Genomic DNA, 11,976 nt, shown 5'->3' on the forward strand with positions numbered 1-11,976 from the left:
CGCGGTCCGGGGCAGGTCGCCGACGGTTGCGCCGGTAACCTCAAGTCCGGTTGAGGTCGCATAGGATGCGGATCATGACGCGCCTGGAGCACCGCAAGCACGAACTGACCGTCGGGCAGCTCTCCGAGCGCAGCGGCGTGGCCGTCTCGGCGCTGCACTTCTACGAGGCCAAGGGCCTGATCAGCAGCCGCCGCACCGCCGGCAACCAGCGCCGCTTCAGCCGCGACACGCTCCGCCGCGTCTCGTTCATCAAGGTCTCGCAGCGGGTCGGCATCCCGCTCGCCGACATCAGGGACGCCCTGGCGACGCTCCCCGAGGAGCGCACCCCGACCGTCGCCGACTGGACGCGGCTGTCGGACCTGTGGCGCACCGACCTGGACGCCCGCATCCGGCAGCTGGAGAAACTCCGCGACGACCTGACCGAGTGCATCGGCTGCGGCTGCCTGTCGATCAGCAAGTGCGCGCTCGCCAACCCCTACGACCGGCTCGGCGACGAGGGGCCCGGCCCGCGCCGGCAGCTCGTCGACCGCGACGCGGCACGCGGCGACGCCGATGCCCGCCCGGCGCAGGACGGCGCGACCCACGGCGACGGCGCGCCCCGCGACGCGCCCGCGGCGCAGAACGGGACGGCGCAGGGCGAGGCGGTCCTCGCCGACTGGGACGGCCCGCCCTGCCCCGCCGGCCGCTGAACTCGCCGGACGCCCGGCCGCCGGGGCTGGAGGCCGGGACCGCTAGTCGCGGCTGTGCGGGTCGATGCGGCGCGGCGAGGGCTCCCGGCCGACCGGCTGGCTCGGCGCCGGACGGGCCGGGAGCTGCTCGATCGGCAGCGTGACCGGCTCGTCCCCGAGGTCGAACTCCTCGCCGTGGTGCCACAGCCGGATCTCCGGGCCGTCCAGCAGCTCGTAGGCGGCCGACTCCGCGGTGACCTCGACCCGCACCCGGCTGCCGCGGTACCGCATCCGGAACGCCAGCCGGCTGATGCCGCCCGGCAGCCGCGGCGCGAACCGCAGCCGCCCGCCGCCCGCCCGCATCCCGCCGAACCCGGCGACGAGGCCGCTCCACGCGCCCGCCATCGACGCCACGTGCAGCCCGTCGCGCGTGTTGTGGTTCAGGTCGTGCAGGTCCATCAGCGCGGTCTCGCCGAGGTAGTCGTGCGCCAGCTCCAGATGCCCGACCTCGGCCGCGACCACCGCCTGCGTCTGCGCCGACAGCGACGAGTCCCGCACCGTCAGGCCCTCGTAGTACTCGAAGTTGCGGGCCTTCTGCTCGTCGGTGAACTCCTCGCCGCACAGGTGCAGCGCGAGCGCCAGGTCCGCCTGCTTGACCACCTGCTTGCGGTACAGGTCGAAGTACGGGAAGTTCAGCAGCAGCGGGTAGTGGTCCGGCTTGGTCGCCGCGAAGTCCCAGCGGGCGTGGTTGGTGAAGTTCTCGCTCTGCGGATGGACGCCCAGCCGCTCGTCGTAGGGGATCACCATCGCCGCCGCCGCGTCCCGCCACGACGCGGCCTCCTCGGCGTCCACGCCGAGCCGGTCGCACATGTCGGGATGGCGCATCGCCGTCTCCGCCGCCTCCAGCAGGTTCCGGCGCGCCATCAGGTTGGTGTAGACGTTGTTGTCCACGACCGCGCTGTACTCGTCGGGGCCGGTGACGCCGTCGATGCGGAACACGCCGCCGACGTCGTGGTGGCCGAGGCTGCGCCACAGCCGCGCCGTCTGCACCAGGATCTCCAGCCCGATCTCCCGCTCGAACTGCACGTCCTCGGTGGCGTCGACGTACCGGACGACGGCGTCGGCGATGTCGGCGTTGATGTGGAACGCCGCGGTGCCGGCGGGCCAGTAGCCCGAGCATTCGTGGCCGCGGATCGTCCGCCACGGGAACGCGGCGCCGGACAGGCCGAGCTGGTAGGCCCGCTCGCACGCCAGCGGCAGCGTCATGTGCCGCCAGGCGAGCGCGTCGGCGGCGGAGTCGGGCGCGGTGTAGGTCAGCACCGGGAGCACGAACGTCTCGGTGTCCCAGAACGTGTGCCCGTCGTAGCCCGGGCCCGTCAGCCCCTTCGCCGGGATCATCCGCCGTTCGGCGCGCGCGCCCGCCTGCAGGGTGTGGAACAGCCCGAACCGGACCGCCTGCTGGATCTCGGCGTCCCCGTCGACCTCCACGTCGGCGCCGCACCAGAAGTCGTCCAGGTACTGCCGCTGCTCGGCCAGCAGCCCCTCCCAGCCGGTCTGCCGCGCGCCCGCCAGCGCCCCGACCACCTGGTCGTGCAGCGCCGGCCGGGACCGCTGGCTGGACCACCCGTACGCCAGGTACTTGATGATCCGCAGCCGCTGCCCCGGCTCCAGCCGCGTCGCGACCGTCAGCCGGCCCACGTCGGGGGAGCTCTCGGTCTCGACCGCCATCGACTCGGGGCCCTCGATGTGGTGCGACATGCCCGCCGACATCCGCAGGCCGCTCTGCCGCGTCCGGTGCAGCAGCAGCACCTTGGTGCCGTTGGCGACGTGCTCCTCGCTGATCAGCGGGTGGTCCAGGATCGCCGAGGCGCGCGGGTCCTTGTTGCCGTCCGGCAGCGCCTCGTTGGCCACCAGCTCCGACTGCGCGACGACCCGCATGGACTGGTTGACCGGCTCCACCTCGTAGCAGATCGCCGCCACGGCCCGCTGCGTCAGCGACACCATCCGCACCGACGTCACCTTGATGCGCTGGTCGGCGGGGGAGGTCCACTCCACATGCCGGGTCAGGGTGCCCTCCCGCATGTCGAGCACCCGCTCGTGGTGGTGGACGCGCCCGTACCGCACGTCCAGCGGCTCGTCGTCCACCAGCAGCCGGATCACCTTGCCGTTGGTGACGTTGATGACCGTCTGCCCGGACTCGGGGTAGCCGTAGGCGACCTCGGCGTGCGGCAGCGGCCGCTGCTCGTAGAAGGAGTTCAGGTAGGTGCCCGGCATGCCGTGCGGCTCGCCCTCGTCGAGGTTGCCGCGCATGCCGAGATGGCCGTTGGACAGCGCGAACACCGACTCGCTCTGCGCCAGCCGGTCCAGCCGCAGCTCCGGCTCGCGCACGCACCACGGCTCCACCGTGAAGGCCGGCCGGTCGACGCTGGTCTGCCCTTCCCGGTCGGTCACTTGCCCTCCAGCAGCTCGGACAGGTCGTTCACGACCACGTCGGCGCCGTGCTCGGCCAGCGCCTCGGCGTGCTCGTCGTCGACTCGGTTGACGCCGACGACGTAGGCGAACCCGCCGGTCCGGCCGGCCTGCACGCCGGCGAGCGCGTCCTCGAACACCACGGCCCGCGCGGCGGGCACGTCCAGTTCCTTCGCCCCCGCGAGGAACATGTCGGGCGCGGGCTTGCCGGGCAGGTTCCGGTCCGCCGCGACGACGCCGTCGACCCGGGCGTCGAACAGGTCGGTGATGCCGACCGAGCGCAGCACCTGGACGGTGTTGGCGCTAGAGGACACCACCGCGGTCTTCAGCCCGGCCTCCCGGGCCGCGCGGACGAAGTCGATCGACCCGTCGAAGGTCTCCACGCCCTTCTCCTCGATCAGCTTGAGGACCAGGGCGTTCTTGCGGTTGCCCAGGCCGCGGACGGTGGCGTTCCCCGGCGGGTCGTCCGGATCGCCCTCGGGGAGGGCGATGCCGCGCGACTCCAGGAACGAGCGCGTCCCGTCCTCGCGCTTCTTGCCGTCGACGTAGCGCCCGTAGTCCTTCACGGGGTCGAAGGGGACGAACGGCTCACCGGTGTCCCGGGCGCGTTCGCGCAGGTAGCCGTCGAACATCTCCTTCCAGGCCGCCGCGTGCACGGCGGCGGTCCGGGTAAGCACCCCGTCGAGATCGAACAGACATGCCGCCGCCGCGTCCGGCAGTCCAAGCATCCGCACCCCCTGGATGACACGATCGCCATGGCCCTCAACGTGCGTTCCCGTTCCCGCGCCGGAACAGGACATGCGGGGCCGGCGTTCGAACGGTGGGGTTCATGATCGTCGTACAACCCCTTGGCCAGGGTGGCACACGAACAGGAGAGAGCAAATGCAAATGGCGCGTATAGGTGTCACGGGGCTCGCGGTGATGGGCCGCAACCTGGCCCGCAACCTCGCCCGGCACGGTCATCCCGTCGCCGTGCACAACCGCACCGCCGCCCGCACGAAGGCGCTGGTGGAGGAGTTCGGCGGCGAGGGGACCTTCCTGCCCGCGGAGACCGCCGAGCAGTTCGTGGCGTCGCTGGAGCGGCCCCGCCGCCTGGTGGTCATGGTGAAGGCCGGTGCGCCGACCGACGCCGTCATCGACGAGTTCGCGCCGCTGCTGGAGCCCGGCGACATGATCGTCGACGGCGGGAACGCGCACTTCGCCGACACCCGCCGACGCGAGGCCGCGCTCCGCGAGCGCGGGATCCACTTCGTCGGGGCGGGCATCTCCGGCGGCGAGGAGGGCGCGCTGCACGGCCCGAGCATCATGCCGGGCGGCTCCGCCGAGTCCTACGAGGCGCTCGGCCCGCTGCTGGAGGACATCGCCGCGAAGGTCGACGGGACGCCCTGCTGTACCCACGTCGGCCCCGACGGCGCCGGGCACTTCGTCAAGATGGTGCACAACGGCATCGAGTACTCCGACATGCAGCTGATCGCCGAGTCCTACGACCTGCTGCGGCACGCCGCCGGGCTCTCGCCGGCCGAGATCGCCGAGGTGTTCCGCACCTGGAACACCGGCCGGCTGGAGTCGTACCTGATCGAGATCACCGCGGAGGTGCTCGCGCACACCGACGCCGCCACCGGCGAGCCGTTCGTGGACGTCGTGCTCGACCAGGCCGAGCAGAAGGGCACCGGCCGCTGGACCGTCCAGACGGCCCTGGACCTCGGCGTCCCGGTCGGCGGCATCGCCGAGGCGGTGTTCGCCCGGTCCGTCTCCGGCCACGCGGACCTGCGCGAGGCGTCCCGGAACCTGCCCGGCCCGGACCGCGCCGCGGCCGCCGGGCCCGGCTTCGCCGACGCCGTGGAGAAGGCGCTCTACGCGTCCAAGATCGTCGCGTACGCGCAGGGCTTCCACGAGATCCAGGCGGGCAGCGCCGAGTACGGCTGGAACATCGACGCCGGCGCGATGGCCACCATCTGGCGGGGCGGCTGCATCATCCGCGCCCGCTTCCTGGACCGGATCCGCGCCGCCTACGAGGCCGACCCGTCCACGCCGACGCTGCTCACCGACGACCACTTCGCCGAGGCCCTCGGCGACGCCCAGGACGCCTGGCGGGAGGTCGTCGCCACCGCCGCCCGCCTCGGGATCCCCGCGCCCGGCTTCGCCACCGCGCTCGCCTACTACGACTCGCTGCGCGCCGACCGCCTGCCGGCCGCGCTCACCCAGGGCCAGCGCGACTTCTTCGGCGCCCACACCTACCGCCGCGTCGACCGCGACGGCTCCTTCCACACCCTCTGGGGCGGCGACCGCACCGAGGTGACGGCCTGACGGGGCAACGACCGGGCGTCCCGCCTCTCGCGCCGGAGGGGCGGGACGGTCAGCCCTCGCGCCAGGCCGCCGACTCCAGCGCGCCGGCGGCCTGCGGGCCCATCAGGCCGAGCGCCCCGTCCACGAACAGCGAGGCGCCCGTGACGTAGGACGCGCCGGGGCTCGCCAGGAACGCGATCGCCTCCGCGACCTCGCGGGCGTGGCCGGGCCTGGCGAGCGGGTAGCCGGGCCTGCTGTCGGGCTCCGGCGGCTGGTCGTGCTGCCCGGTCATCGGCGTCGCGATCTCACCGGGCGCGACCGTGTTCACCGTGATCCCGTACTGCGACAGCTCCAGCGCCAGGACGCGCGCGAGCATCTTCAGCCCGCCCTTCGCCGCGCAGTACGGCCCCGACCCGACGCGCGGGTACTCCTCGTGGACGCTGGTGACGTTCACGACCCGCCCGCCCTCGCCGCGGTGGATCATCCGCCGCGCCGCCCGCTGGGTGCACAGGAACGCGCCGTCCAGGTCGACCGACAGCACCTCGCGCCACTCGCCGAGGTCCATGTCGAGGACGGGCCGCGCGCTGCCCGTGCCCGCGTTGTTCACCAGCACGCCCAGCCCGCCGAGCTCGTCGGCCAGCTCGTCCACCGCGCCGGCCGCCTTCTCCGGGTCGGTCAGGTCGTGCCGCCGGACGGCGGCCCGCCGCCCGGCCCCGGTGATCTCCCGGGCCGTCCCCTCGGCGCCCTCCCGGTCGGACCGGTACGTGACGCCGACGTTGAAGCCCTTGCGGGCCAGCAGGACCGCCGTCGCCTTTCCGATCCCGCTGTCGGCGCCAGTGATGACGGCGACCCGGTCGTAGCCGCTCACGTCTCGCCGTCGTCGCGTTCGACGCCGGCGATCGGGTTGCCGTCCCGCGTGCCGTTCCCCTCCCTGCTCTCGTAGCCCTCGGCGGCGCTGCCGTTCCCCGGCACGATCCGCTCGCGCGGCAGCTCCTCGTGGCCCGAGCTGGCCCCGGGGCCCCGGTCGGCGGGATCGGTCTTCTTCTTCTCCATCGCTGCGCCCTCTCGTGTCCGTTGCGGTTGCGTCCAGCACGTTGTAACCGCACAACCGCCCCCTAACCCGGGCGGGCAGTAGGGTCGGGGCGTGCGGATACCGGGGGACGAGGAGATTCGGGCGCTGCACGAGCGGCTGGCGCCGAGCCGGGAGGCGTTCGAGCTGGTCTGGACGCACTGCGCGATCGTGTGCCGGATCGCGGAGCGGCTCATGGACGGCGGCGGGCCGGACGTCGACAAGGATCTCGTGCGGGCCGGTTGCCTGCTGCACGACGTCGGGGTCTACCGGCTGTACGACGTCACCGGCGAGGTCGATCACAAGCAGTACATCCGGCACGGGGTGCTCGGGCACGAGGTGCTCGAAGCGGAGGGGCTCCCCGAGGTGCTCTGCCGGTTCTGCTCGCACCACACCGGGATGGGGCTGACGCGGGACGACGTCGAGCGGCAGAACCTGCCCCTGCCGCCCGGCGACTATCTGGCCGAGACCGCCGAAGAGCGGCTCGTGATGTACGCGGACAAGTTCCACAGCAAGACCGACCCGCCGGCGTTCGTGGACGCGTCGTCCTACGCGGTGCACGTGCGGCGGTTCGGCGGGGACAAGGTCGCCGCCTTCAAGGAGATGCGCGATCTGTACGGCGAGCCCGACCTCAGGCCCCTGGCGGCCGAGTACGGCCACGCGCTCGTGTGACGCCCGGTGCGCGCCGGCGCGCCTCCGGGCCGCGGCGGCGCGGGGCTCGCGGCGGCCGGGGCGGCCGAGGTGGCGCGGGCAGTGGGCGATCCGGGGCAGGATGGAGGGGTGAGCCTGATCGATGAGCTTCCTTCCGGTACCGACGCCGATCCCGATTCGCTGTTCGAGGCGTTCGGGCGATGGGTGTCGGGGCGCGGGATCACGCTGTACCCCGCGCAGGAGGAGGCGCTCATCGAGGTGGTCTCGGGCGCCAACGTGATCCTTTCGACGCCCACCGGGTCGGGCAAGAGCCTCGTGGCGGCGGGCGCGCTGTTCGCGGCGCTCGGCAAGGAGCAGGTCGGGTTCTACACCGCGCCGATCAAGGCGCTGGTGTCGGAGAAGTTCTTCGACCTGTGCGAGATGTTCGGCCGCGAGAACGTCGGGATGATGACCGGCGACGCCAGCGTCAACGCCGACGCGCCGATCGTGTGCTGCACCGCCGAGGTGCTGGCCAACATCGCGCTGCGGGACGGCGCCGACGCCGACATCGGCGTGGTCGTGATGGACGAGTTCCACTTCTACGCCGAGCCGGAGCGCGGCTGGGCGTGGCAGATCCCGCTGCTGGAGCTGCCGCAGGCGCAGTTCCTGCTGATGTCGGCGACGCTCGGCGACGTCGGCTTCCTCCAGAAGGACCTGGCGCGCCGGACGGGCCGGCCGACCGCGCTGGTGACGTCGGCGGAGCGGCCCGTCCCGCTGATCTACGACTACCGGGTCACGCCGCTGCACGAGACGATCGAGGAGCTGCTGGCCGAGCAGAAGGCGCCGATCTACCTGGTGCACTTCACCCAGGCGGCGGCGATCGAGCGGGCGCAGTCGCTGATGAGCATCAACGTGTGCACCAAGGCGGAGAAGGCGCGGATCGCCGAGCTGATCGGCGGGTTCCGGTTCACCACGAAGTTCGGGCGGAACCTGTCGCGGTTCGTCCGGCACGGGATCGGGGTGCACCACGCGGGGATGCTGCCGAAGTACCGGCGGCTGGTGGAGCGGCTCGCGCAGGCCGGGCTGCTGAAGGTCATCTGCGGGACGGACACGCTCGGCGTCGGCGTGAACGTGCCGATCCGCACGGTCGTGTTCACCGCGCTGAGCAAGTACGACGGGCACCGGGTGCGGCGGCTGCGGGCGCGGGAGTTCCACCAGATCGCCGGACGGGCCGGACGCGCCGGGTTCGACACCGTCGGGTTCGTGGTCGCGCAGGCGCCCGAGCACGTGGTGGAGAACGAGAAGGCCCTCGCCAAGGCGGGCGACGACCCGAAGAAGCGGCGGAAGGTGCAGCGCAAGAAGCCGCCGGAGGGGTTCGTCGGGTGGGACGAGGAGGTCTTCGCCAAGCTCCAGGACGCCGAGCCGGAGATGCTCCGGTCCCGGTTCCAGGTGTCGCACGCGATGCTGCTGTCGGTGATCGCCCGTCCGGGCAACGCCTTCCGGGCGATGAAGCGGCTGCTGACCGACAACCACGAGGAGACGTCGGCGCAGCGCCGGCACATCTCCCGGGCCATCGCGATCTACCGGTCGCTGCTGGCCGGCGGGGTCGTGGAGGTGCTGCCCGAGCCCGACGACCTGGGCCGTTACGCGCGGATCACCGTCGACCTGCAGGAGGACTTCGCGCTCAACCAGCCGCTGTCGACGTTCGCGCTGGCGACGTTCGAGGTGCTGGACCCGTCGTCGCCGTCGTACGCGCTGGACGTGCTGTCGGTGATCGAGGCGACGCTGGACGACCCGCGGCAGATCCTCGCCGCGCAGGTCAACAAGGCGCGCGGCGAGGCCGTCCAGGAGATGAAGGCGGAGGGGATCGAGTACGAGGAGCGGATGGAGCTGCTCCAGGACGTCGACCATCCGAAGCCCCTCGAAGAGGAGCTCGACGCCGCGTACGAGATCTACCGGGCCGGGCACCCGTGGGTCGGCGACCATCCGCTGCGGCCGAAGTCGATCGTCCGGGACATGTACGAGCGGGCGATGACGTTCACCGAGTACATCGGGTTCTACGAGCTGGCGCGGACCGAGGGGCTCGTCCTGCGGTACCTGTCGGGGGCGTACAAGGCGCTGCAGCAGACCGTCCCCGAGTCGATCAAGACCGACGACCTGATCGACCTGATCGAGTGGCTGGGGGAGCTGGTCCGGCAGGTCGACTCCAGCCTGCTGGACGAGTGGGAGCAGCTCGCGAACCCCTCCGACGAGGACGTCGACGAGCCGATCGAGGACCGGGTCACGCGGGTGACCGCGAACGCGCGCGCGTTCCGGGTGCTGGTCCGCAACGCGCTGTTCCGGCGGGTGGAGCTGGCGGCGCTGGAGCGCTACCACGAGCTGGGCGAGCTGGACCCCGACTTCGGCGCCGACGCCTGGCGGGAGGCGATGGACGGCTACTTCGCCGAGTACGACGAGCTGCCGACCGGCCCCGACGCGCGCGGGCCGAAGCTGCTGCAGATCGAGGAGGTCCCGGACGACGCGCTGTGGCGGGTCCGGCAGGTGTTCGACGACCCGGCGGGCGACCACGACTGGGGGATCTCCGCCGAGGTCGACCTGGCGGGCTCCGACCAGGAGGGCGCCGCCGTCATCCGGGTCACCGCCGTCGACCGCATGTGAGCGTGACAGGAGGGCTAGGAAATGGTGCAGGTCGCGGTCGCGCAGTTCGCGCCCGGTGAGGACAAGGACGCCAACCTCGCGGCGATAGGCAAGCTCGCCGCCGAGGCGGCCGGGCGCGGCGCGCAGGCGGTCGTGTGCCCGGAGTTCGCGATGTTCACCGCGCCGAGGCTGGACCGGCGGTTCATCGACACGGCCGAACCGCTGGACGGGCCGTTCGCGTCCGGGCTCGGTGAGCTGGCGCGCCGGCACGGCCTGTACCTCGTCGCGGGCGTGAACGAGCGCCTCGACGACCCCGACCGCATCTCCAACACCCTCCTCGCGATCGGCCCCGACGGCGCCGTCGCCGCTACGTACCGCAAGACGCACCTGTACGACGCGTTCGGGTACAAGGAGTCGGAGGTCGTCCAGCCCGGCGGGATCGGCGACCCGGAGACGTTCGTCGTGGACGGCGTCCGGTTCGGCCTGCAGACCTGCTACGACGTCCGGTTCCCCGAGGTGACGCGGCGGATCGTGGACGCGGGCGCGGACGTGCTCGCGCTGCCCGCGGAGTGGGTGCCCGGCCCGCTCAAGGAGGACCACTGGCGCACGCTCGTGCGGGCCCGCGCGATCGAGAACACGATCTACGTGGCGGCCGCCGACCAGTGCGCCCCGACCGGCGCGGGCAACAGCATGATCGTCGACCCGATGGGCGTCGTCGTCGCGGCGCTGGGGGAGACCGCCGGCACCGCGGCCGCCGACGTCTCACCCGAGCGCGTCGCGGCCGTCCGGAAGAAGAACCCGGCGCTGTCGCTGCGCCGCTTCACCACCGTCCCGCTGACCTGACCTGCCCGGTTTCCCGACCGGGCCTGCCGGGGCTTGACAAATGAGTGAGTGCTCACTCAAATGGGAGGGACGGACGCGAGCGGGAAGGGCGGGCGCATGGGAGATCGACGGTTCCGGTTCGGCCTGATGGCGGGGTGGGCGCGCGACGGCGCCGCATGGGCGGCGCTGGCCCGGCGCGCCGAGGACCTCGGCTACGCGACGCTGCTCACCCCCGACACGACGGGCACTGCCGACCCCGTCGCGTCCCTCGCCGCCGCGGCGGGGGCGACGGATTCGCTGCGCGTCGGCACGTTCGTGCTCTCCGCGGCGACCCGCCCGGCGCCCATGGTCGCCTGGCAGGCGGCCTCGCTGGCCTTCGCGACCGGCGACCGCTTCGAGCTGGGGATCGGCGCCGGACGGCCCGGCGGGGAGGCCGACGCGGAGCTGTTCGGCGTGCCCTACGGGACGGCCGCCGAGCGCGTCCGCCGGGTCGAGGCGGTCATGGACGCGGTGGCCGACCCGCCCGCCGGGCTGTTCGCCGGGACGGGCCGTCCGCCGCGGGTGCTGGTCGCCGCGTCCCGGCGGCGCATGCTGGAGCTGGCCGCGCGGCGCGCCGGCACGGTCGCCTTCGGCGTGCCGCCGCTGGCGAACGACGCGGACCTGGCGCCCCTGGTGGACATCGTCCGGGACGCGGCGGGGGAGCGGTTCGACGATCTGGAGCTGTGCACGCAGGTCCATGTCGTCGGCGACGAGGTACCCGAGTGGCTCGCCCCGCAGCTGGGCGCGGACGGTCCGGCGATGGCGTCCGCCGGCTCGATCGCGATGCTGACCGGCACGCCCTCGCAGATGGCCGGCGTGCTCGCCAGGCGACGGGACGAGCTCGGGGTGTCGTACGTGTCCGTATCGTCGGCGTTCGCCGAGCAGTTCGCCCCCGTCGTGGAGCTGCTCGCCGGCCGCTGAACCCGGCGAGAGGCCCGGCGGGGCCGGAGACTGTATCGAGCGGGCAACGGTCTTCGCGATTCTCCGTGTGCGGGCGAGCGCGGACCGTGACGATCGGACCGTGCCCGAATCCCGCGATCTCCCCCCGGCCGGATACACCCGCGCCACGCCCCGCCCGCCCCTCCGGACCCGCCTGCTCGGCCCCCGTGCGCTGCGGGGCCGTCCCTGGTCCCGGTCGCCGTTCCCGGCCGTGGCGCTCGCCGTCGTCCTGGCGGTGGGCATCGTCGGCATCGTCGGTTACGGCACCGGTCACCGGGCGCCGGAGAGGACCTTGACACCGGACGCGGCGAGCCCCTCCGCCGCCGTGCCCGCCGCACCGGGCGGCGCGGCCCTGCCGGGGGCGCCGGCCGCGCCGCCGGTCACCGGCCCGTCCGCCGTCCCGCCCGGCGATCCCGC

Annotated in this window: 9 protein-coding genes and 2 pseudogenes; 7 read left to right on the forward strand and 4 right to left on the reverse strand. The window is 73.1% G+C overall.

The window, feature by feature from the left end:
* Positions 1-74 precede the first annotated feature (74 nt).
* Positions 75-527, forward strand: a pseudogene (gene soxR, locus ABD296_RS22725) (redox-sensitive transcriptional activator SoxR); the annotation flags it as partial.
* A gap of 204 nt (positions 528-731) precedes the next feature.
* Here the strand turns inward: soxR and ABD296_RS22730 are convergent.
* Both ABD296_RS22730 and ABD296_RS22735 read right to left on the reverse strand, forming a co-directional pair.
* Positions 732-3,119 carry a glycoside hydrolase family 65 protein gene (locus ABD296_RS22730; protein WP_344270400.1) on the reverse strand — a complete coding sequence of 796 codons (2,388 nt, stop codon included), beginning with the start codon at positions 3,117-3,119 and terminating at the stop codon, positions 732-734.
* The gene (locus tag ABD296_RS22735; protein WP_344270430.1) at positions 3,116-3,865 is read right to left on the reverse strand and encodes an HAD family hydrolase; all 750 of its coding nucleotides are present in this window, start codon (positions 3,863-3,865) and stop codon (positions 3,116-3,118) included. Before ABD296_RS22735 ends, ABD296_RS22730 begins: the two co-directional genes overlap by 4 nt.
* A 154-nt stretch (positions 3,866-4,019) precedes the next feature.
* On the opposite strand from ABD296_RS22735, the gene gndA reads away from it, so the two are divergent.
* Positions 4,020-5,444 carry an NADP-dependent phosphogluconate dehydrogenase gene (gene gndA / locus ABD296_RS22740; protein ID WP_344270402.1) on the forward strand — a complete coding sequence of 475 codons (1,425 nt, stop codon included), beginning with the start codon at positions 4,020-4,022 and terminating at the stop codon, positions 5,442-5,444.
* A 49-nt stretch (positions 5,445-5,493) separates the two neighbouring features.
* Here gndA and ABD296_RS22745 read toward each other — a convergent pair whose 3' ends face one another.
* Both ABD296_RS22745 and ABD296_RS22750 read right to left on the reverse strand, forming a co-directional pair.
* The gene (locus ABD296_RS22745; RefSeq protein WP_344270404.1) at positions 5,494-6,291 is read right to left on the reverse strand and encodes an SDR family oxidoreductase; all 798 of its coding nucleotides are present in this window, start codon (positions 6,289-6,291) and stop codon (positions 5,494-5,496) included.
* On the reverse strand, positions 6,288-6,476 hold the full coding sequence (locus tag ABD296_RS22750) for a hypothetical protein (protein WP_344270408.1): 189 nt from the start codon (positions 6,474-6,476) through the stop codon (positions 6,288-6,290). Before ABD296_RS22750 ends, ABD296_RS22745 begins: the two co-directional genes overlap by 4 nt.
* A 91-nt stretch (positions 6,477-6,567) precedes the next feature.
* On the opposite strand from ABD296_RS22750, the gene ABD296_RS22755 reads away from it, so the two are divergent.
* From ABD296_RS22755 to ABD296_RS22775, 5 genes and pseudogenes are all read left to right on the forward strand, one after another.
* Complete coding sequence (locus ABD296_RS22755) at positions 6,568-7,164, forward strand: HD domain-containing protein (RefSeq protein ID WP_344270411.1); 597 nt, start codon at positions 6,568-6,570, stop codon at positions 7,162-7,164.
* Positions 7,165-7,272: 108 nt separating this feature from the next.
* Entirely contained in the window at positions 7,273-9,780 is a 2,508-nt protein-coding gene (locus tag ABD296_RS22760) for a DEAD/DEAH box helicase (RefSeq protein WP_344270414.1), read from the forward strand.
* 21 nt (positions 9,781-9,801) lie between these two features.
* Complete coding sequence (locus ABD296_RS22765; protein WP_344270417.1) at positions 9,802-10,602, forward strand: carbon-nitrogen hydrolase family protein; 801 nt, start codon at positions 9,802-9,804, stop codon at positions 10,600-10,602.
* Positions 10,603-10,698: 96 nt separating this feature from the next.
* Positions 10,699-11,541 (forward strand): LLM class flavin-dependent oxidoreductase, encoded by an 843-nt coding sequence (locus ABD296_RS22770; RefSeq protein ID WP_344270422.1) that lies wholly within the window; start codon positions 10,699-10,701, stop codon positions 11,539-11,541.
* Between the two features lie 100 nt (positions 11,542-11,641).
* Positions 11,642-11,976 (forward strand): annotated as a pseudogene (locus tag ABD296_RS22775) (hypothetical protein); the annotation flags it as partial.

Origin of the sequence: Actinomadura napierensis, from assembly GCF_039529375.1 — a bacterium.
Lineage (GTDB): Bacteria > Actinomycetota > Actinomycetes > Streptosporangiales > Streptosporangiaceae > Spirillospora > Spirillospora napierensis.

What these genes read in the sequence shown, in the direction of transcription:
- gndA (WP_344270402.1), top strand. Translation starts at nt 4,020, where the DNA reads ATGCAAATGGCGCGTATAGGTGTCACGGGGCTCGCGGTGATGGGCCGC.
- ABD296_RS22750 (WP_344270408.1), bottom strand. Translation starts at nt 6,476, where the DNA reads ATGGAGAAGAAGAAGACCGATCCCGCCGACCGGGGCCCCGGGGCCAGC.
- ABD296_RS22770 (WP_344270422.1), top strand. Translation starts at nt 10,699, where the DNA reads ATGGGAGATCGACGGTTCCGGTTCGGCCTGATGGCGGGGTGGGCGCGC.
- ABD296_RS22735 (WP_344270430.1), bottom strand. Translation starts at nt 3,865, where the DNA reads ATGCTTGGACTGCCGGACGCGGCGGCGGCATGTCTGTTCGATCTCGAC.
- ABD296_RS22765 (WP_344270417.1), top strand. Translation starts at nt 9,802, where the DNA reads ATGGTGCAGGTCGCGGTCGCGCAGTTCGCGCCCGGTGAGGACAAGGAC.